1 protein-coding gene (cut by a window edge) is annotated in these 24,843 nt (G+C 70.6%); it reads left to right on the top strand.

The genetic code is table 11. The features are described from left to right. Positions 1-24,843: the 3' portion of a glycosyltransferase gene (locus tag ACIA6A_RS22730; protein ID WP_396099800.1), read on the top strand. The gene continues 6,579 nt to the left of window position 1, outside the view; only the last 24,843 of its 31,422 coding nucleotides appear in the window; its start codon lies off the left edge, out of view; its stop codon occupies positions 24,841-24,843.

Genomic DNA, 24,843 nt, shown 5'->3' with positions numbered 1-24,843 from the left:
CGTCTGCGCACCATCAACCGCCCGGCCAGCCAGATTCCGATCGAGGCCGTCTCACGTGGCCGCGTCTCCGTTCCCGGTACCGGCACAGCGGCGCAGAATCGCCGCAGCGCCCTGATCGATCTGCAGACCACACCTCCCGGCAGCCCGGTCCAGGGTCGCCCGGCGCTCGAGGTCCACGACTCGCCGCCGCCGCCGACGCAGGTGCCCGCGGGCATCGCCCTGATCGACGCGACCGATACCGAGAGCCTGGCCGCGGCCGACAGCCTCCGGGTGCGGCCCGACCAGTTCGCCGTGGTCGCGCACGGCACCCCGGCCGGCATCGTGGTGGACGGCCGGATCGTCACCGAACAGCAGCTGGCCGAGATGGTCGCGGCGGATCCCCGCGCGGCCGGTCGCGAGATCGTCATCCTCTCCTGCGACACGGGTGCGAGCCGGTACGCGGCACAGGTCGCGCGGCAACCGGGCGTCCGCGCGGCGGTTGCCCCGACCGAGTCGGCGTGGATCACCCGGGACGGCCGGGCGGTCACCATGGGCGTCACGGACGATTCCGTACGCCCGCAGCCGAACCCGGACCGTCCCGGCGCATGGGTCCGGCACACCGGTGGCGACTCCCCCACGGTCGAGCAGGTGGCCGGCGTCGAGTTGCCCGGCCCGAACACCCGCGAAACGGCCCCCACCGCCGGCGATCTGTACGGTGCGACCCGGTTCGCGCCGAAGAAGGAGCGGGTCAAGCTCGTCGACGACGAGGCGAAGGCGTTCACCAAGTCGTACGGTGGCGGTCAGTCCGGGCGTGCGGGGGACAACTTCCGGTTGCGTTTCGCCCGGGACAAACGGGCCGAGCGCGCCGCGCAGACGTTGAGCCATCTGAGTCTCCAGCTGCACGACTCCATCCGGGCGTTGCGTGACGCGTCCGGGAACCCGAACCTGCCCAAGGACCTCGAGGTCCAGGGCATGCTCATCAACAACCGGCTGGTCTTCGCCACCAACTTCAACGCCTCCGTCAACCTGGTGAAGAACGCCCAGCTCGACGACGATTCGTCGCCACTTCGGCAGCTGCTGTCCCTGCGGCAGAGCGACGCCAACCGCCGGGCCCACCTCACCAGCCAGGACGCCAACGAGTACGCGGACCGGCTGGACCGCAGCCACATCAAGGTGGAGGCGGCGTTCGACGGGCAGCGCCCGAGCGCCACCGCCGACGCGATGGAGGTCAACGACCACATCACGATCATCGACGCCGCACCGGGCAGCCAGCAGGGCCGCGACCGGCTCTACGACGTGCTGACCAGCGAGGACTACGACGGCGCCGCCATCCTGCTGACCCTCAACGACGCCGGCGACGGATCCGTGCACGCCGAGCAGAAGCTCCTCGCCGCGGTCCACAACGCCGGGCTCGACCCCGACGAGGACATCGACGGCACCCACCTCGTCATGGGCAAATACCGGCCCTGCCTCGGCTGTTCCGCTGCCCTGCACGAGTACGAGGCCTCGGGCTTCCCCGTCGACTTCGACCGCAACCACGGCAACTACTACACCGAGTCCGTCAAGTCCGCGATCGACCACCTGCCCTACTCCGCACAGAACCTGGCCTCCCACGTACGCGATGCGGGTGGCCGGCTGATGAGCGTCTCGGCCCTGTCCCGCCAGGCGCCCCCGCCGACCGCCACCGCCAACAACGGGCCCGAGGTGGTGATCCCGGCCTCGGAGGCGCCGATCCGCGGTTATGTCACCGCGTCGGACTCCGAGCCCGAGTTCTGGGACACCAAGAAGCAGTACACCTCGGTCAAACGCAACCTGGACATGACCACCAACAGCGGCGCCCGCAAACTCGGCACCGGCAAGGACAAGCCGTTCGCCCCCCGCGCCGCGCAACGCATCCTCAACCAGGAAGAACGCGACCTCCTAGCCAGCGTCAGGAAGAGCGGTGACCCCGACCTCATCGCCCAGCACTTCAAACACCAGTCCGCCCGCGGGGTCTCCAACGTCGAGATCTCCGAGGTCACCGGTTACAGCGCCGGGCAGGTCGGCAAGATCATCAATGACAAGGACGGCCACGAGAAACGCGACGGCCGCACCACCGTCAAGAAGCGCGTGGCCGAACGCAGCGGACGCACCGACACCGCCAGCACGAAAACCAAGACCAGCAGCTTCAAGAAACGCCCGCCACTCGACTCCGCCGGCCGCAAGGAACTGCACGCCGCGATCACCGGAAGCTTCCGCGACGCCTGGAAGAAGAACCAGAAGTCGCGGATCCGCGGCAGCTTCAAAGCCGGCCAACTGCCTGACACCACGAACCAGGCGCTGGCTGACCTGCGGCACCGCTACAACATCCAGAGCCTCGCTGACGAGTTGTTCATCCCCCGCAAGAGCCTGCAACAACATCTCGACAAGCGGTACGGCTCCGTCAACGAAACCGCCGTGAAGACCCGCGCACCGAGCCCGATGGACGTCGACATGTCCACCCGGGCGTCGAGCCCCGCCGACGTCAAGATGGAGTCGCCGGAACCCGACAGCTACTACGACGACACCCTGCAACGCCAGGTCGCCCTCCCACCGGACCCCGCGCCCTACCGAGTCACCCGGCCCGGAAGCTACGCGACATCGAGCGTTGCCACGCCCGCACGAACGATGCCGCAGGTCGCGGTCTCGCAGTTCCGGGTCAACATCCCACCGCCCGGCACCACCCGGATCGCCACCGACGACAACGGCAACCCGATCTACGCCAACACCCAGGGCCGCCAGTTCCACTTCAACACCGAATCCGGCACATGGACCTACTTCGACGACGACAACGATCAATGGCGTGACTACAGCACCGCCGACCCGAACCAGAAGGGCAAGAACACCCAGTGGGCCACCACCGCTCCCACCGAGTCCCATAACGAGACACCCACCGCCGAGCAGGTGCCCGCCGGGCTGATGCTGCTCGACCCCGCCGACACCGACAACATCAACGCCGCCACCACCTTCACCCCCCGCGACAACGAGTACGTCGTGTTCGCCCACGGCACCCCCGACGGTGTGGTGGTCGACGGCAAACTCGTCACCACCGAGCAACTCGCCCAGCTCATCACCGCCGACCCGCGCTCACACGGCAAGACCATCGTCACGATCAGCTGCGACCTGGGCACCGGCACCCAGCCGACGGACCTGGCCAACCAGCCCGGCATCACCGCGGTCATCGCACCCACCGGCACCGCCTGGATCACGCCGACCGGACGGGTCCTCACCACCGGCACCACCCCGGACAGCCCGGCGAACTGGCAGAAACACAGCGGCGGTCAGCCCCCGAAGGTCGAGACCTACTCCGGCCCGGAACTGCCCGGACCTGGTGCGACCCCCCGCTTGGTAGCGCCCGGTGATCTCGACGGCGCCGTGTCGTTCGTGTCGAAGCGGGACAAGGTCAAGCTGATCGACGGTGAGGCCAAGGAGTTCACCAAGTCGTACGGTGGTGGGCAGTACGGCCGTGCGGTCGACCGGTTCCGGCTGCGGTTCGCCCGCGACAAACGGGCCGAACGAGCCGCCCAGACGCTGAGCCACCTCAGCTTCCAGCTGCACGACACCATCCGCGCCCTGCGCGATGCCTCCGGCGACCCGGCGCTGCCCAAGGACCTCGAGGTCCAGGGCATGCTCATCAACAACCGGCTCGTGTTCGCCACCAACTTCAACGCCTCGATCGACCTGATCGAAGACGCCCGCCTGCCCCGCGACCTCGCACCGCTGGAAGGCCTGCTCAGCCTGCACCAGAGCGACGCCAACCGGCGCGCCAACCTCAACCGCCAGGACGGCGACGAGTACGCCGCCCGGATGGACCGCGCCGACCAGAAACTGCAGGCCGCCTTCGACGGGCACCGACCCAGCTCCACCGCGAACGCCATGCGCGCCAACACGTCGCTGCGCATCACGGACGCCGCTCCCCACACCACGCAGGGCCGCGACCGCCTCTACGACCTGCTCACCAGCGAGGAGCACGAGGGCGACGTCATCCTGCTCCGCCTCGGCGACGCCGGCAACGACTCGGTGCACGCCGAGCAGAAGCTACTGATGGCCGTACACAACGCCGACCTGGACCCCGACCGCGATATCCACGGCACCCACGTCGTCATGGGTAAGTACCGGCCCTGCCTGTGCTGCTCAGCGGCCCTGCACGAATACGAGTCCCAGGGCTTCCCGGTCGACTTCGACCGCAACCACGGCAACTACTACACCGAGTCCGCCAAATCAGTCGTCGACTACCTGCCCTACTCGGCCGACCGCATCGCCGCCCGGGTCCGTACCGCCGCCCAGCGCATGATGAGCGTGTCCGCGCTGTCGCGCCAGGCACCCCCGGCTCACGCCACCAACAACAACGGGCCCGAAGTGCAGATCCCGGTCGAGGAAGCCCCCAACCGGGGCTACGTCACCGCATCGGATTCCGAGACCGAGTACTGGGACAAGAAGAAGAAGTACGTCTCGGTCAAGCGCAACCTCGACATGACCACCAACAGTGGCGCCCGGAAAATGGGCACCGGCAAGGACAAGCCGTTCGCCCCGCGGGCCGCGCAACGCATCCTGAACCAGGACGAGCGTGACCTCCTGGTCCGCGTCAGGCAGAGCGGCAACCCCGAGCTGATCGCCCAGCACTTCAAACACCAGTCCGCCCGCGGGGTCTCCAACGTCGAGATCTCCGAGGTCACCGGCTACAGCGCCGGGCAGGTCGGCAAGATCATCAATGACAAGGACGGCCACGAGAAGCGCGACGGCCGCACCACCGTCAAGAAGCGGGTGGCCGAACGCAGTGGCCGCACCGACACCGCGAGCACGAAAACCACCAGCAGCAAATTCACGAAACGGCCGCCGCTCGACTCGGCCGGGCGTCGGGAACTGCACGCCGCGATCACGGGTAACTTCCGTGATGCGTGGAAGCGGAACCTGAAGTCCCCCGAGGGCACCTTCAAGGCGAGCCACCTGCCCGAGAGCACGAACCAGGCGCTGGCCGACCTGCGGCACCGGTACAACATCCAGAGCCTCGCCGACGAGTTGTTCATCCCGCGAAAGAGCCTGCAACAACACCTCGACAAGCGGTACGGCTCCGTCAACGAGGCCGCGGTGAAGACCCGCGCGCCGAGTCCTGAAGACGTCGACATGCGCGACCCCAGCCCCGACCCCGACAGCTACTACGACGAGACGTTGCGGCGCCAGGTCGCCCTGCCCCCGGACACCGCGCCCTACCGCGTCGCCTACCCTGACCCGTCCCGCCAGGCCGGACCCAGCCACTACCCGCGCCCGCTGCCTCAGCCACAGGTCGCCGCCCCCATCCCGCAGCAGAACATCGTCCCGGCCAACACCTACCCGATCAGCCCCGACTACTACGGCAACCCCCGCCGCGCCGACAACTACGGCAACACGTTCACCTACAACCCGCGTACCGGGCGCTGGGAACAGGACGAGCCTGAGTACGCAGGCAAGGGCAAGGGCCGGAGCACCCACTGGGCGGCGCCGACCACGCCCACCGGGTTCCACACCGCGGCCCCCACCCCGACCGAGGTGCCCGCCGGGCTGATGTTGCTCGACCCCACCGACACCGACAACATCAACGCCGCCCGGAACTTCACCCCGCGCGACAACGAGTACGTCGTGTTCGCCCACGGCACCCCGCAGGGTGTCGTCGTCGACGGCAAGACCGTCACCACCCAGCAGCTCGCCCAGCTCATCAACGCTGACCCGCGCTCCCACGGCAAGACCATCGTCACCATCAGCTGTGACCTGGGCGCCGGCACCCAACCCACCGACCTCGCCAACCAGCCCGGCATCACCGCGGTCATCGCACCCACCGGCACCGCCTGGATCACCCCCACCGGACGGGTCCTCACCACCGGCACCACCCCGGACAGCCCGGCGACCTGGCAGAAACACACCGGCGGCCAGCCCCCGAAGGTCGAGACCTACCCCGGCCCCGAACTCCCCAAGCCCGACGCCGAACCGACCCCGTTCACCCCGGCCGACCTCGACGGCGCCGTGTCGTTCGTGTCCAAGCGGGACAAGGTCAAGCTGATCGACGGTGAGGCCAAAGAGTTCACCAAGTCCTACGGCGGCGGACAGTACGGCCGCGCGGTCGACCGGTTCCGGCTGCGGTTCGCCCGCGACAAACGCGCCGAACGAGCCGCCCAGACGCTGAGCCACCTCAGCTTCCAGTTGCATGACACGCTACGAGCGTTGCGCGACGCCTCCGGGAACCCGAACCTCCCCAAGGACCTCGAGGTCCAGGGCATGCTCATCAACAACCGGCTCGTGTTCGCCACCAACTTCAACGCCTCGATCGACCTGCTCAAGAACGTCCGGCTGCCGCAGGGTGTGCCGCAACTGCAGAGCCTGCTCAGCCTCCAGCAGAGCGACGCCAACCGGCGCGCCAACCTCAACCGCCAGGACGCCGACGAGTACGTCAGCCGGATGGACCGCGCCGACCGCAAACTGCAGGCCGCGTTCACCGGGCAGCGCCCCAGCGCCACCGCCGACGCGATGGAGGCCAACGACCGCATCACGATCGTCGACGCCGCACCCGGCAGCCAGCAGGGCCGCGACCGCCTCTACGACCTGCTGACCAGCGACGACTACGACGGCGCGGCCATCTTCCTCAAACTCGACGAGTCCGGCGACGACTCGGTGCATGCCGAGCAGAAGCTGCTGATGGCCGTGCACAACGCCGATCTGGACCCGGACGAGGACATCGACGGCACCCACCTCGTCATGGGTAAGTACCGGCCCTGCCTGTGCTGCTCAGCGGCTCTGCACGAATACGAATCGCAGGGCTTCCCGGTCGACTTCGATCGCAATCACGGCAATTACTACACCGAGTCCGCCAAATCAGTCGTCGACTACCTGCCCTACTCGGCCGACCGCATCGCCGCCCGGGTCCGTACCGCCGCCCAGCGCATGATGAGCGTGTCCGCGCTGTCGCGCCAGGCAGCCCCGGCTCACGCCACGAACAACAACGGCCTCGAAGTACAGATCCCGGTCGAGGAGGCTCCGAACCGGGGCTATGTCACCGCGTCGGACTCCGATCCCGAGTCCTGGGACAAGAAGAAGAAGTACGTCTCGACCAAACGCAACCTCGACATGACCACCAACAGCGGCGCCCGCAAACTCGGCACCGGCAAAGACAAACCATTCGCCCCGCGCGCCGCGCAACGCATCCTCAACCAGGAGGAACGCGACCTCCTAGCCAGCGTCAGGAAGAGCGGTGACCCCGAACTCATCGCGCAGCACTTCAAATACCAGTCCGCCCGCGGGGTCTCCAACGTCGAGATCGCCGAGGCCACCGGCTACAGCCAAGGCCAAGTCGGCAAAATCATCAATGACAAGGACGGCCACGAAAAACGTGACGGCCGCACCACCGTCAAGAAGCGCGTAACCGAACGCAGCGGACGCACCGACACGGCCAGCACCAAAACCAAGAGCAGCAGCTTCACCAAACGCCCACCACTCGACTCGGACGGGCGTCGGGAACTGCACGCCGCGATCACCGGCAACTTCCGCGAAGCCTGGAAGAAGAACCAGAAGGCCTTCATCGGAAAGGGCACCTTCAAGCCCAGCCAGCTGCCCGACACCACCAACCAGGCGCTGGCCGACCTGCGGCACCGGTACAACATCCAGAGCCTCGCCGACGAACTGTCCATCCCGCGCAAGAGCCTGCAACAACACCTCGACAAGCGGTACGGCTCCGTCAACGAAACCGCGGTCAAGACCCGGGCGCCGAGCCCCGAAGACGTCGACATGCGCGACCCCAGCCCCGACCCGGACAGCTACTACGACGAGACGTTGCGGCGCCAGGTCGCCCTGCCCCCGGACACCGCACCGTACCGCGTCGCCTACCCCGACCCGTCCCGCCAGGCCGGACCCAGCTACCGCGCCCAGCCACAAAGGACCGCACCAGCGCCCCAGCCGCAGGTCGCCATTTCCTCGTGGGCGCAGAACCTCACCCCGGCCAACACCCACCCGATCAGCCCCGACTACTACGGCAACCCGCGCCGCGCGGACAACCAGGGCAACGTCTTCACCTACAACCCGAACACCGGGCGCTGGGAGCAGGACGAGCCCGAGTACGAAGGCAAGGGCAAAGGCAGAAGCACCCACTGGGCGGCCACCACCGCACCCACCGAGGTGCACTCCGAGGCCCCCACGCCGACCCAGGTCCCCGCCGGCCTGATGCTGCTCGACCCCACCGACACCGACAACATCAACGCCGCCCGGACCTTCACCCCCCGCGACAACGAGTACGTCGTGTTCGCCCACGGCACCCCCGACGGTGTTGTTGTGGACGGCAAACTCGTCACCACCGAACAACTCGCCGCGATGATCACCGCCGACCCGCGCTCCCACGGCAAGACCATCGTCACGATCAGCTGCGACCTCGCCGCCGGCACCCAGCCGACAGACCTCGCCAACCAGCCCGGCATCACCGCGGTCATCGCACCCACCGGCACCGCCTGGATCACCCCCACCGGACGGGTCCTCACCACCGGCACCACCCCGGACAGCCCGGCGAACTGGCAGAAACACAGCGGCGGCCAGCCTCCCACGGTCGAGACCTACCCCGGCCCGGAACTGCCCGGACCTGGTGCGACCCCCCGCCCGGTAGCGCCCGGTGATCTCGACGGCGCCGTGTCGTTCGTGTCGAAGCGGGACAAGGTCAAGCTGATCGACAGTGAGGCCAAAGAGTTCACCAAGTCCTACGGCGGCGGCCAGTACGGCCGCGCGGTCGACCGGTTCCGGCTGCGGTTCGCCCGCGACAAACGGGCCGAACGAGCCGCCCAGACGCTGAGCCACCTCAGCTTCCAGCTGCACGACACGATCCGTGCCCTGCGCGACGCTTCCGGTGACCCGGCGCTGCCCAAGGACCTCGAGGTCCAGGGCATGCTCATCAACGGCCGGCTCGTGTTCGCCACCAACTTCAACGCCTCGGTCGATCTCGTCGCACGCGCCCGCATCTCCGGACAGACCGGTGTGCCGCCCTTGCGGAGCCTGCTGTCCGTGCAACAGTCCGACGCCCGGCGTCGCGCCAACCTGACCACCCAGGACGCCGACGAATATGCCGGCCGCATGGAACGCAGCCGTACCAAGGTGGAAGCAGCCTTCGACGGGGTGCGCGACAGCTCCACCGCCCGCGCCATGCAAGCCAACACCAGTATCCGCGTTGTCGACGCCGCACCCGCGACGACGGCCGATCGACAGCATCTACGCAACCTGCTGACCGGCCCGGACCACCGGGGGGCGGCGATCCTGCTCCGGCTCGGCGACGCCGGCAACGACTCGGTGCACGCCGAGCAGAAGCTGCTGATGGCCGTACACAACGCCGACCTGGACCCGGACCGCGATATCCACGGCACCCACCTCGTCATGGGCAAATACCGGCCCTGTCTGTGCTGCTCAGCCGCCTTGCACGAATACGAGTCCCAGGGCTTCCCCGTCGACTTCGACCGCAACCACGGCAACTACTACACGGAATCCGCCACCTCGGTCGTCGACTACCTGCCGTACTCGGCCGACCGCATCGCCGCCCGGGTCCGCGCCGCCGCCCAGCGCATGATGAGTGTGTCCGCCCTCTCGCGCCAGGCACCTCCGGCCCACGCCACGAACAACAACGGGCCTGAGGTACAGATCCCCGTCGAGGAAGCACCCAACCGGGGATACGTCACCGCATCGGATTCCGAGACCGAGTACTGGGACACCAAACGCCAGTACGTCACCAGCAAACGCAACCTCGACTTCGCCACCACTAGCGGCGGCCGCAAGATGGGCACCGGCAAGGACAAGCCGTTCGCCCCTCGCGCCGCCCAGCGAGTACTGAGCCAGGACGAACGTGACCTCCTGCTCCGCGTCAGGCAGAGCGGTGACCCCGAACTGATCGCCCAGCACTTCAAACACCAGTCCGCACGTGGCGTCGCCAACGTCGAGATCGCCGAGGCCACCGGTTACAGCGCCGGGCAGGTCGGCAAGATCATCAACGACAAGGACGGCCACGAGAAGCGCGACGGCCGCACCACCGTCAAGAAGCGGGTGGCCGAGCGCAGCGGACGCACCGACACCGCCAGCGTCAAAACGACCAGCACCAGCTTCAAAAAGCGACCCCCACTCGATGATGCGGGTCGTAAGGAACTGAACAAGGCCATCACCGGCAGCTTCCGCGATGCCTGGAAGAAGAACCAGAAGTCGCTGATCCGCGGCAGCTTCAAGGCCGGCCAACTGCCCGACACCACCAATCAGGCCCTGGCCGACCTGCGATACCGCTACAACATCCAGAGCCTCGCCGACGAACTGTTCATCCCCCGCAAGAGCCTGCAACAACACCTCGACAAGCGGTACGGCTCCGTCAACGAAGCAGCCACCAAGGCCGCCGCATCGACGCGCGCACCGAGCCCCGAAGACGTCGACATGCGCGACCCCAGCCCCGACCCCGACAGCTACTACGACGAGACGTTGCGGCGCCAGGTCGCCCTGCCCCCGGACACCGCTCGTTACCGGGTGGCGCACCCCGACCCGAGCCGCCAGGCCGGCCCCAGTACCTACACCCAGCCGCGCCGCACCGCACCCGCGCCCCAACCGCAGGTCGCCATCTCGTCGTGGGCGCAGAACATCACCCCGGCCAACACCCACCCGATCAGCCCCGACTACTACGGCAACCCGCGCCGAGTGGACAACCAGGGCACCATCTTCACCTACAACCCGAACACCGGGCGCTGGGAACAGGACGAGCCCGAGTACGAAGGCAAGGGCAAGAGCACCCAGTGGGCCGCCCCGGGCACCCCCACGGAATCCCACGCCGAGACGCCCACCGCCGAGCAGGTCCCGGCCGGGCTGATGCTGCTCGACCCCACCGACACCGACAACATCAACGCCGCCCGGAACTTCACCCCCCGCGACAACGAATACGTCGTCTTCGCCCACGGCACCCCCGACGGTATCGTCGTCGACGGCAAACTCGTCACCACCGAGCAACTCGCCCAGCTCATCACCGCCGACCCGCGCTCGCACGGCAAAACCATCGTCGCCATCAGCTGCGACCTCGCCGCCGGCACCCAGCCGACGGACCTTGCCGACCAGCCCGGCATCACCGCGGTCATCGCACCCACCGGCACCGCCTGGATCACCCCGACCGGACGGGTCCTGACCACCGGCACCGACCCGAGCAGCGCCGCGACCTGGCAGAAACACAGCGGCGGCCAGCCACCCACGGTCGAGACCTACCCCGGCCCCGAACTGCCCAAGCCCGGCGCCGCCCCGACCCCGTTCACCGCGGCCGATCTCGACGGTGCCGTGTCGTTCGTGTCGAAGCGGGACAAGGTCAAACTGATCGACGACGAGGCGAAGGCGTTCACCAAGTCGTACGGTGGTGGGCAGTACGGCCGGGCAGTCGACCGCTTCCGGCTGAGGTTCGCCCGCGACAAACGTGCCGAACGCGCCGCTCAGACGTTGAGCCACCTCAGCTTCCAGCTGCACGACACCATCCGCGCCCTGCGCGACGCCTCCGGCGACCCGACCCTGCCCAAGGACCTCGAGGTCCAAGGCATGCTCATCAACAACCGGCTCGTGTTCGCCACCAACTTCAACGCCTCGATCGACCTGATCAGAAACGTCCGGCTGCCGCAGGGTGTACCGGCGTTGCAGGGCCTGCTCAGCCTGCAGCAGAGCGACGCCAACCGGCGCGCGAACCTCAACCGCCAGGACGGCGACGAGTACGCCGCCCGGATGGACCGCGCCGACCGGAAGCTGCGGGCCGCGTTCGCCGGGCAACGCCCGAGCTCCACCGCGAACGCCATGCGCGCCAACACCCGGATCGTCATCGCCGACGCCGCACCCGCCGGCGCCCAGGGCCAGGACCGGCTGGCCGACCTGCTGACCAGCGACGACTACGACGGCGCGGCCATCTTCCTCAAACTCGACGACGCCGGCAACGACTCCGTACACGCCGAGCAGAAACTGCTCATGGCCGTGCACAACGCCGGCCTGGACCCCGACGAGGACATTCACGGCACCCACCTGGTCATGGGTAAGTACCGGCCCTGCCTCGGCTGCTCCGCCGCCCTGCACGAGTACGAGGCCGCGGGGTTCCCGGTCGACTTCGACCGCAACCACGGCAACTACTACACCGAGTCCGCCAAATCAGCGGTCGACTACCTGCCCTACTCAGCGCAGAACCTCGCCGGCCGCGTCCGGGCCGCCGCGCAACGCATGATGAGTGTTTCCGCACTCTCCCGCCAAGCACCGCCCGCCCACGCCACGAACAACAACGGCCCCGAGGTGCAGATCCCGGTCGAGGAAGCACCCAACCGCGGTTACGTCACCGCGTCGGACTCCGAGACCGAGTTCTGGGACACCAAACGCCAGTACGTCTCGACCAAGCGCAACCTCGACATGACCACCAACAGCGGCGCCCGCAAACTCGGCACCGGCAAGGACAAGCCGTTCGCCCCCCGCGCCGCCCAACGCATCCTCAACCAGGACGAACGCGACCTCCTCCTCAGGGTCAAAGAGAGCGGTAACCCCGACCTCATCGCCCAGCACTTCAAATACCAGTCCGCCCGCGGCGTCGCCAACGTCGAGATCGCCGAGGCCACCGGATACACCGCGGGGCATGTCGGCCGGATCATCAACGACAAGGACGGCCATGAAAAACGCGACGGCCGCACCACGGTCAACAAGCGGGTGGCGGAACGCAGTGGACGCACCGACACGGCGAGCACCAAGACCAAGAGCAGCAGTTTCAAAAAGCGGGCACCGCTCGACTCGGCCGGCCGCAAGGAACTCCACGCCGCGATCACCGGCAGCTTCCGTGACGCCTGGAAGAAGAACCAGAAGTCACTGATCCGCGGCACGTTCAAAGCCGGCCAACTGCCTGACACCACGAATCAGGCCCTGGCTGACCTGCGGCACCGCTACAACATCCAGAGCCTCGCCGACGAGTTGTTCATCCCGCGCAAGAGCCTGCAACAACACCTCGACAAGCGGTACGGCTCCGTCAACGAAACCGCCGTCAAGACCCGGGCACCGAGCCCTGAAGACGTCGAGATGCGCGACCCGAGTCCCGACCCGGACAGCTACTACGACGAGACCCTGCAACGCCAGGTCGCCCTCCCACCGGACACCGCCCGCTACCGCGTGGCCCAGCCGGGGCAGAGCTACGCCAGCTCCAGCCAGTCCTCCCGGCCGCAGGTCGCCATTTCCTCCTGGGCGCAGAACCTCGTACCCGCCGGCACCCACCCCATCAGCCCCGACCGATACGGCAACCCTCGCCGCGCCGACGACTACGGCAACACGTTCACCTACAACCCCGGCACCGGACGCTGGGAACAGGACGAACCCGAGTACGAGGGCAAGGGCAAGGGCAGAAGCACCCACTGGGCAGCATCGACCCCGCCCACCGAGACACATACCGAACCCCCCGCACCCACCCAGGTGCCGGCCGGGCTGATGCTGCTCGACCCCACCGACACCGACAACATCACCGCCGCCCACAAATTCACCCCGCGCGACAACGAATACGTCGTGTTCGCCCACGGCACCCCCGACGGTGTTGTTGTGGACGGCAAACTCGTCACCACCGAACAACTCGCCGCGATGATCACCGCCGACCCCCGCTCGCACGGCAAAACCATCGTCACCATCAGCTGCGACCTCGCCGCCGGCACCCAGCCGACAGACCTCGCCGACCAGCCCGGCATCACCGCGGTCATCGCACCCACCGGCACCGCCTGGATCACCCCCACCGGACGGGTCCTCACCACCGGCACCACCCTGGACAACCCTGCGGTCTGGCAGAAGCACACGGGAGGCCACCCTCCGACGGTCGAGACCTACCCCGGCTCCGAACTCCCCCGGCCGGGCACCAGCCCGCGCCCGGTCGAGCCCGGCGATCTCGACGGTGCGGTCGAGTACCACCCCGACGAGAAGCCGCGATCCGTGCAGGACATCCTCTTCGACGCCAAGCTGCGTTATCTGGCCGAGGCCAGTGAGTTCGAGCACCGCCTCGGCGGCTACCTCGCCGAGCGCCAGGACGTCCGGGACGAGGTCGCGAAGGTGCTGCAGGCGGCCTGGGACAAGGTGCCGCGACGCCTGCGCCCGATCGTGGGCGAGCGCGACCCCGGTCTGGTCGGGTCGACCGACGGGACGAACCCCTATGCGGCCAACGCGGACACCGTCAGGAACGGTTCGTTCCGCGAGCAGATGACCCTGCTGTGGTCCATCGCGCGCAACGAGGTGCTGGCCGACAAGCTGGGTGAGGTCCCCCGCCACCCGGACCTGGTCGCCGAGCGCGAGTTCCGCCGCCAGACCCCCGACGACCGGGCCCGGCACGTCCTGGCCGGCCGCAAGGACCTCACCGCGCAGGAGCGGGCCGCCGCGATCGCGGCGACCGAGGACCGGCTACGGACCGAGCAGACCCCCGATGCCGTACGTCCGCCGCTCACCGACCGCGAGCGGGCACACGCGATCGACGAGCACGGCCGCCTGAAGTGGCTCGCGCCGGACAAGCAGATGCACATCGCGCTGACCGCCGGCCTGCACCGCGACGCCGAGCAGACCGGGGGCATCGTGCGTACCGGCACCTCGGGGTCCGCCCACCTCGTGCTGGGACTGGCCCAGCGGATGCGCGACCAGTGGGGCGTACCCGTGGACCTGCCCACCCTGCAGCTCGCGCTCATGGCGTTCCTGGTCCCGACCGACACCCACAGCGTGCACGAGGTCATGTCGGCCGGCCGGCTGACCGACCCGGCCCTGACCTACGACGACAGCTGGACCCGGTACCGCTCGCTGCCGCTGCTCAGCGAGGCGGAACTGCGCGAGAACGTGGCGGTCGGGGGGCGCTTCCCCGACGAGCTCGCCTACGAGGAGCTGCTCGCCTACCAGGGACCGGCGCGGGACCGGGTGGAGACCGGCCCCGTCCGGACCATGAGCGACCTGGTCCGGCAGCTCGACTCGCTGGACTCCTTCTTCGCCGATGACGGCGACGACGACGACGACCAGCAGATGCGCGATCTGGTCGCCAAGCTGGACAGTCTGGACTCGTTCTTCGAGGAGACGACCGTCGAGGAACTGGCGGCGACCGACCGGGCGATCGGGGCCGCGATCGAGCGTCTGGACGCGGCGGTCGCCGGGCAGCCCACGCCGGCCGGCGCGCACCCGGTCCGGATGTTCGCCATGCTCGGCGTCGCGGAGGATCTCGTCGACAACGCGAAGGCGTTGGCCGACCGGGCCATCGGCGTCCTCGCGGAGGCCGTCCAGGACGCCGGCGGCCGGCTCGACCCCGGGATCCGCGCCGCCCTGACCGCCCGCACCGAGGCGGCGCTGGCCACCGTCCAAGCCGCGGAGGAGCGCAACCGTCAGGTCCTCGCCGCCCTGCACGCGCGCTTCGACACCGACCGCCGCTCCGGCTGGCGGGCGTTCGGCCCCCAGGCGGCCACGCCGGCAGGCCCACAAGTAGGCCCACAGGCAGGCCCGCAGGCGGCCACGCCGGCAGCCCCGCGCGTGACCGGGCAGGCGGACCCGAGGGCGTTCCGGCCCGTCGACGTGCTCCCGTCGATCCCGGAGGACACCCCGGTCCGCACCCGCCGGCCGCTGGACATCAATGTGCTGCCCAGCGTCCCGGAGGACGGCGAGTTCAGCCCGGAGCCCGGGGACGACCGGCCGAACCCGCTCACCGTCCGCAACAACCTGCCCGCCTACCTGCGCGACAGCCGCAGCCTGGGCCTGGCCAAGCAACTCGGCGCCACCGGGAACGTGGACCTGCGCAAGCCGTTGACCGCGATGCTGCCGGGTCTGGACCCCGAGACCAGGAACATGATCCAGAACCTGGCCGAGGCCGGCGTCGCGCCGTTCCTCGGCGAGGGTCACCCGTTCCCGGTCACCGTGGACGGGGAGCCGGCCGAGCTGGTGGTCCGGGCCGTCTTCGACTGGTACGCGATGGAGCTCGGCGACGACTCGACGGAATCCGGCAAGGTGTCGACCAGGACCGCGCGCAAGGACAGCCGCACCGCGACCACGTCGGTGGACCACGCGGCCGAGGCCCGCGCCGCGTTCAGCGCCATGCCGCCGTTCGTCGCCGACCTGGCCGTGCAGCTTCCCGCCGGGGCGAGCGAGACCGAGGTCGCCGGGCGGGACACCGAGTTCACCCAGTCGTCGACCGTCGAGGTCGACAACGGTCTCGAGACCAGGGTGCCGGTCCGCTTCGTGCTCTCGGTACGCAAGGCGGACGGGACACCCGTGGGTCAGCACGACGGCGCCGACATGGTGAGCGAGGCGGTCGCCACGGTCCGCGTACCCACCGGGTTGAAGGGTCCGGTCGGCACCGCACCGGCGCTCGGAGCGGCACCACCGCGCCGGTTCGGGGTGGAGAGCGCCACCTCCCGCCCGGCCGGCGGCAGGACGTTCTTCGAGCAGGTCGCCGAGCTGCTGCCGCCGGAAGTGACCGCGGTCGGCGCACCGGGACGCGAGACGCTGCAGAAATTCCTGGACGACGCGAACCTGGCGGCGGCGCTGCCCACCATGGTGGCCTGGGACGGCGACACCCGGCCCGAGGCGGGCTGGGTCACCTCCGAGGCGCTGCTGCACGGGCCCCGGCACGGGCGCGACCGGCTGCACAAGGCCCGCGACGAGGCTGTGCAGATCCGGCTCGTGCCACGCCGCGCCCAGGTCACCGACCTGGTCGGAGCGGCCACGCACACCGACTCGCTGACCCGCAGCGGCGAGGACAAGGACGCGAACACCGCCGCCCGTACGGTCGGGTTCTCCACCATGGCCGGCGTCGGCACCGAGGCCGCCCCGGTCAAGTTCATCGTCGGCCCCCGGATCGCGGTGAGCCGCACGGACGAGCACGGCCAGGATCACAGCTCGGTCACCACGTCCGCCGAGACCAGCACGACGAAGGGTCCGGCGGCGCGTTACCAGACGGTCTACGACCTGGAGGTACGCCCGATCGGCGGGCCGTCCCGGCGGCTGAACGGGACGGTCGAGGCGTTCCAGTGGGCCCGCCAGGACCGGGTGGACCGGGCCGGCCTGACCACCGGGGTGCTGCCCGGCTGGCAGGGGCGGCGGGGCACCGACCGCACCCATTTCGCGCCGTCGCACGTCGAGCACGGCAGGTCGTTCGGTGGCACGATCATCGACGATCTCTCCGGCGGCGACCAGCTCTACGAAGCCGTCGCGCGTGCTCTGCGGACAGTCCCGGGCCGCCGCGACTATCACCACGTGCTGTCCAATGTGTTCCTCGGCCAGTTCAGCGACCCGACGCTGACCCACGGCCTGACCGCCGGCGTCCAGGCGATCATCAAGCGCGACACCAGGGCCCGCAACGCGCTGTCCGACCAGCAGCTCGCCATGCTGCTGGACCGGATCGTCGGCCCCGGCCTGGTGGTGCCGCTGGTCAAGAACGGTCACCTGCACGATTACCACACGCTGGTCACGGTCGCCGGGAGCGTCGGGGAGGTCTCCGACGGTGACCTGGTCTCGCGCGGCGGCGACGGTTTCGACACCGATGCCAAGATGAAGAGCAAGACCGGCACGGTCGCCGGCCACACCCGGACCGACAAGGCGGAGGTGAGTCTGGAGGGCCGGGTCTACGGCAGCCTGAGCCGCTTCTTCGGCACCATCGCGGGCGGCCCGAAGATCTCCCGGACCGGCACCAAGTCCCATTCGCTGGGCATTTCGCAGAGCGGTTCGCACACCTACGACCACGGTGGGGTGCTGGACGGGGACGGCGGTGTGGCCAACCAGCTGATGCGTGAATTCATGGTTCCGCTGACCTTCACCACCACCGCCGAGTCGCACCGGCGCCGCAACGTCAACGGGCGCCGGCTGACCCTCGGCCGCCCCGGCCGGCAGGCACCCACGCTGGTGACGCCACCCCCGATGGCGCCGACGAGTCATCAGCTCGAGGTCCGGCTGCTGGTGCCGGAGCACCGCGTCACCACCGTGGCACCGGCCGCACCGGCCGCGGCACCCGCGCCGCTGCCGGAGCCGATCGAGGCGCCCTACCCGATCAGCCGGATGCCCGCCGGTTACTCCCGTGACCTGGACGCGAACCGGGTGGAGTCCTTCACCGCCGCGGCGGAGCTGCAGGCGGCGGTCAAGGAGGCGTTGCTGGCCGCGTCCGGCGACCCGATCTACGGCTTCGCGGACGGCACGATCTCAGCGGCGATCGGCGACGTGCTGTCCCCCGAGAACCTGCGTGGCGACCCGCGCCTGTTGAGCCGGGTGCTCGTGATCGACGGCCTGAACCACGTTCGCTCGGTCGCGGACGTGCACGGCCGCGTCGGGCTGCGGCTGCGCCCGACCAACCCGCGGGTGCAGCCCGACCAGGAGTTCGAGAAATCCAAGCGGAGCCACGCCGGTGGGGTGACGAGCAAGCAGAGCCGCGGCCACCAGTGGGAGGTCAGCGCGTCGGTCACCGCAGGCGCGTCGGCCGTCAGCGGTGTCAGCGGCGCCGGCCGTGCGCTCAGCACCACCGGTGGGCTGCTCATGGCACAGCTGCAGCCGCTGATGCGCCGCTGGGGCCGGGCCCGGGGGCAGGAGCTCACCACGAACTCGCGGCTGCGGCTGACCGGTCGTCCCGAGCGCCGGGTGCTGGTCGAGCTGGACGTGGACGCCGAGATCGTGGCCGAGACCCGCAGCCGGGGCAACATCGACCGCTGGGACCTCGTCTCGGACGACAGCGTGCACCGCGCCGGGCGGCGGACGACGCTGCCGGGTGCCATGCGCATGTGGATGACCGAGGCGCAGGTGCACAGCCTGCGCGAGGCGGATCTGAACCGCAGCCACGTCGATCAGGACGTGACCCTGGGCCTGGCCCAGGTCGCCGCCGGCGAGGAGACCCTCGGGCGGCACCGCGACGAGCTGGGCGTGCTGGCCGGCCGGCAGGCGCTCGAACACGCGACGGCGACCCCCGAGGCGCGTCCCGACCTGATGCGGATGCACCGGCGGGCGGTGCGTACCCTCCGGCTGACCCACGGCCGCGAGTGGGCCGCTCAGCGTGCCGAGCACGCGCGCCAGATCGACGAGCTGCACGATCGCAAGCGTGATGAACTCCTGGCGCTCGCCGCCGAGCGGCCCCGGGAGACCACGCGTGCCTCGGTGCCGCCGCAGGGCTCACTGCCGGTCCCGCCGGTCGGTCCCGGCGGCACCGCTTCGCTCGGCCTGGGCGGCGTCACCACCCCGCTCGACCTCACCGACCGGATCCCGCACCTGCGCCGGCAACTGGCCGACAAGCTCGGTGACGACGCCGCCGAGCGCCTGCTGCCGAGCTCGCCGCTGCTGACCCCGCACGACAACACGCGTACGGTGCACGACTTCCTCGCCGACCTGCACCGGCACCTGCCCAGCGGGCTGAACGGCGGGCGCAGCCAGCCGTTGCGGCTGGAGGACACGTTCACCGGCCACACCTACTTCCTGACCGCGCAGGCGTCCTTCCCGGCTGATCCGACGTTCGCCGGGATCGAGCATGTGGAACAGCTCGGCACCGGGAGCAAGGTCGTGCTGACCAGCACCGAGACGGAGACCACCAGCCGCACCCTGCTCGGTGTCAACGGCACCGCCCGGGTCAATGCCAACCTGCGGGCGGAGAAGGGCGGGACCGAGCACGGCCCGGCGACCGGCACGGCCGGTGCGGCGCTGCGCACCGGCGCGAACCTCGGCGTCCGGGACGAGAAGCAGACCGACACCGGCAAGGTCACGTACAAGAGCGCGTCGAACGTCAAGGGTCCGGTGGCCGTCTGGGACGGCGAGGTCAGCGTCAAACTCGAGATCAGCCGAGGGCACTCGGTGGACGAGCACGGCATCGAGCGGGACGCCGGCCAGGACACCGAGCGGGACACCGGGCAGGACACCGGGCGGGGCAGGTTCGTGGCCGCTGAGGACACCCAGGTCCGGCAGGTGCGCCTGCACGTCCTGGCCGGCGACACGGTGCCGGAGCCGGTGGCCGGCGACGACCGGCTGGGCATCGCCGACCCGCTCAGCTTCGTGCCCCGCAGTCTGCGCACCACTGAGGCCCGGCGGGCGTGGCGGGACGCCCCGGGACACCCCAAGCTGCCGCACCCGAGCCGGTTCACGGTCGAGCACTTCTTCGGCGACCTGAAAGACATCCGCGCGGCCGCTGTGCGGGCCATCAAGGACTCCGGGCGTACGGTCGACAGTTCGACCCTCGCCGCCCTGCGCGACGGCCTCGGTGTGGACAGCTTCAAGGGTGCCCTGCCCGCGATGCTCGACGGGACCTTCCGGGTGCCCCTGCCCGGCGGCTCGGACCGGATCCTGCACGTCGACGCGCGGCTCGTGCCCCGGCCACGGCTGGCCGGCGCCGACGCCCGCGTCGAGCTGACCGGCTCGGAGACCACCGAGACCGACCGCAAGGTGGAACGCACGACCGGCAGCACGTACGCGACCGACACCACCCTGCCGGCCGTCGCGGCCGGCGTGGGCCACCCCTCGGGCGAACGCCCCAACTTCGGCGCGATGACCGGGTCGACCCAGCACACTCAGGCGCTGTACGAAACACCGGACGCGCTGAAGCGCAAGGTCGATGCCACGACCGGCAAGGACAAGGTGGAGCCGCAGCTGTCCGCTGCCGAGCGGGCCGACAAGGAAAAACTGACCCGCACGATGTCGTACGACATCGAGTTCCGCTTCGTCGTCTCGTCGCGCCCCCGCACCTTCCTTCCCGCCGGCCGCCACGCGGGCGGCACCGAACTGCGCGTGCACGACGCCGCGATCATCCGGATGAAGGACAGCGTGGCGCGGGAGCTCACCGGGGAGGCGTTGCCGGACGAGGTGCGCGCCACGGCACAGGCCGTCGCCGACGCGTCGACCGCCTGGACCGCGGCGCAGACCGCACGGGAGTCGCTGCTCACCCGCGCCGAACCGGCGGACCCGGCCGATCTCGCCGCCGCCGAACGCACCGAGGCCGATGCCACCACCGCCTGGTGGTCCGCCGTCCGGGCCCACGAGCTGGCCGTCCGCGCCGCGCAGAACCCGGTGCCCGTACCGGCGCCGGTGGAAGACCCGCCCGCGGCGGCTCCCGTCGAAGCGGCACCCGCTCCCCACGAGCACGGGGACCGGCAGCGGCTCGCCAGGGCTGTGGACGAGGTCGCCGCCCGGGCGGGCAACGACCTGAACGCCTGCGTGACCACCATGCGTAACCTGGCCGAGCGGCTCTACCGCACCGGTGTCCGGCCCGCCGGGGTCGCCGACGACAGTGTGCTCCGGCGCGACGCGGTCTTCCCCGGCATCGACCCGGCAGCCTGGCAGCCCGCCCCCTCGTGGGACGCCGTGCAGGACAGGCTCGCGGCGATGGGCCCGGGCAGCACCGCGTTCGTCCTGATGGGACGACCGGGCGGCATCGGGCACGCGTTCGCCGCCCGGCAGACCGGCGACGGCCGCACCACCTGGATCGATCCGCAGCGTCGGGAGGGGCAGCGGCTCATCCCGCAGGGCGAGCGGCCCGCGACCGCCCGGCAGTGGGCGGGTACGGCCGGCGACCGGCTGGAGTCCGCCGTCGACGCGAAGGTGCTCTTCGTCGACCGCGACGGACGGGTCACCCCGCAGCACCTGGACCGGGGTGGCTCGACCGCCCGGGCGCTGGTCGACGCGCCGTCCGTGGACGCCTCGGGCACCCGGTACGGGGCGCTGGGCATCGAGACCGAGACCCCGTACACGCTGATCCCCGAGTCCGGAACCACGCTGAACTACCGCGATGTGCTCGTCGAGTCGGACGACCTGGTCATCGCCGTCGACTCCCGGCTGGGCCGCAAGATCCCGGAGATCGTGACCCGGCCCGGGGCGGTGCTGGACGCCGAGCACCGGCACGACCCGCGGCGGCTGCACGACCGGTTGCGACTGGCGATGCGGCGGCTGCAGCACGCGCCGGTCGGGGGTGCCCGCCGGCTCAGCGACCTCTTCCCGGCCTCCGAGGGGTTCCGGACGACCGATCTGGGACGCAAGGTGCGGGTGGCCGCCACCCCGCTCGACAGCCCGGCCTACACGCAGTACACGGTCGGCGCACCCACCGCCGCCCTGCCGGAGTTGCTGGCCGAGGTCGCCGACCGGTCCATCCCGGACTATCCGTCCCGCGGGCTCGCGACCAGCAAGGATGTCCTCAAGGACGGCCTGGGCTTCGGCGACTTCCTGGCCGGCCGGTACCGGGGGCAGGACGGCTCGGCCGAGCTCCGGGGCTTCGGGGCTTTGCTCTACACGCACACCGCCGCGCAGCTCTACCCCTTCGTGTCGGAGCACCGTGGGCAACCCGGCGCGTTGATCAAGAACTACCTGGCCGCGGCCTCGCGCACGTCCCTGCGGGGGGTGCTGGAGACGCTGCCCGAGCCGGTCCGGAAGCACCTGGCCGAGCACTCCGCCGAGGTCGCCGAGTCCCTGCAGCACTGGTTCCTGGAGAACAACCCGGACATCCAGGAGGCGTTCGAGGCGATGGGTGTGCTGCCGGCCGGCGAGACACCGCGGCTGCTGAGCCTGCACCGGCCGGACCAGCCGACGCTCGGGGCGTACGTGCAGAGCGCCCTGCGCACCGACGTGCCGCACGTGGGCCAGGACATCCTCGGCATCTACACCGAGTTCCGTCATGCCGACACCGACGGCGGCCGGCTCTCGGACCGGCCGCTGGTGCTGCTGGAGCTGCGGGCGTACGGCGACCTGGCCGGTCACGGCGATCCCGACGCCGTGGTCCGGCAGGCCACCGAGCTGGGTGACCTGGTCCGGGAGCTGGACGGCAAGCTCGGTCCGCGACCGGCGGGCCCGGCCCGGCACGCCGAGCTGCCGGACCCGGCGGAGCTGGCGCGGTTGCGCGCCGGCACGCCGCCCAGGACGGCGAAGGTCGATCAGTACGACGTCATCGAGGACACCGCGGACGGCCCGCGGCCGCTCCCCCGGGCCGTCGTCGACTCCTATCAGGACACCGACCGCGCCGTCGAGGCCGGGCGGGCGCGGGCTCCGCGACCGGCCCTGGCCCACACCATCGGCACGGTCAGGTACGACCACCGGGTCCTGCACCCCGCCACCGGCCCGGCCGTCCGGGACTTCACGGTCCGGCTGCACGTCGCGCCCGACAACCTGCTCGCCCAGCTCAGCGTCAAGGACGTCGAGCAGCGCGTCCGCGACGGCGTGGACCGCGTGTACAACCGTGGTTACCTCATCGGCGGTCAGCGGCTCAACGTCAACGTCGAACTCGTCGGCGCCGACGAGAACCCGCATCACACCGTCCGGCTCTTCACCGCCGACTCGGGCCTGCGGACCCACCAGTCCGCGTGGTCCGCCGACGCCTCGACCGAGGTTCTCGCCCACGAGATCGGGCACTATCTCGGCCTGCCCGACGAGTACGCGTCCGCCGACCAGCCGCTGAACCGGCCCGGCACCGCCCGGGTCCGCGACGACGCCACGGTGATGGGCGCCGCCGTGCACGGCGAGGACCCGGGCCTGTTCCCCCGCCACCTCACCACGATCAGCGAGGTGGCCGACGGCGCCCTGGCCCCCGAGCCCGCCGCGCGGAAGGATGCCCCGGCCGCCGGATACCGGGCCACGGAGGGACGCCCGGCGTTCGCCGCCTGGTCCGAGCCGGGGGTACGGCACGACGACACGGATTACCCCGTAGCCAGACCCGGGCAGTGGATGAACACCGCGGTCCACCCGCCGCTGACCGTTTCCGACGACGGGACCCTGGCGGCCGGCCGTTCCCCGGCCACGGGGGCACGCGAGTTCTTCGCCGCCGACGAGGTCGTCACGACCGCCGAGCACAAGCTGCGGGAGGCCGGCTCCGGCGTCACCCTGGACGTGGACCGCGGCACGTCGATCACCGTCGACACCGCGGCCGGCCCCCGGGTCCTGCACCGGGTGACGGCCCGCTTCCCCGACGGGCCGCCCGCATCCGGCCTCGAGCTGGCCACGGCGGCCGGCGATGGCGGCTCGTTCTCGGCGATCTTCCGTGGCGAGGGCGGGACCGCCGCCGCGCCGGTCGGGGTCGACGACTGGGACCTGACCGGGACGCACGACCTGGCCGCCGGACTCGCCGGCGCGACCGGGACCCCGGGGGCGCGGACCGGCCCGCAGTGGGCCGCCACCACGGTCGCCGGGGACCCCCGGACGACCGGGGAGGACGGCTTCCCGCCGCTCCCCGGCGCGGAGTACGGCCAGGCCCAGCGGCACGCGCCCACCCGGGCCCGCCTGGCCGAGCTGGCCCGTCAGGCCGGCGTGAACGAGCACGCCTGGGCCCACGTCGGCGAGGTGTACGCCGGCAGCTCCATCGCCGCGGCCGACGAGTCCGGGGCACCGGCCTGGCACGATCATGCCCGCGAGGGCAACCTCAGCGCGGTCGCCAGCTTCGACCTGGCCACCGTGGTGGCCGAGAGCGCCGACGGCCGTACCCAGGTGACGCTGGAGAACCCGGGTGCCGTCGCGGGCGGCCGGGAACGGGCGATCGATCTCGCCATCGCCGAGACGTGGGCGGCCCATCGGGGGCGCTCGGCCGCTGTCGTGCAGCGGCTCGGCCCGATCCTGACCGGGTTGAAGCTGGAGGGCGAGGACGAGAAGGCCGCCGCCGTGGCCGTGCGCCTGGAGCTCGCGCAGGCCCTGGCGACCCTCGACGAGCTGCTGGAGAGCGGTGACCCCGAGCGGATCGAGCTCGATCGCGCCGACGCCGAGGAGCAGGCCCGGTCGGCCATGCGCCGACTGGCCGACTTCCCTGAGGAAGCGGACCTGTGGCATTTCCGCATCTACCGCCGGCGGCCGGGTGAGACGTTCCATGAGCGGCAAGCCCGCTTCGACACCCCGCAGGCGCCCGCCCGCCGGGTCAATCCGCTGACGCTGGTGCTCAGGAAGGGCGCCTGA

This window comes from Actinoplanes sp. NPDC051494 (assembly GCF_044454705.1).
Classification (GTDB): Bacteria; Actinomycetota; Actinomycetes; order Mycobacteriales; family Micromonosporaceae; genus Actinoplanes.
This window is presented reverse-complemented; position numbering and strand designations above follow the sequence as displayed.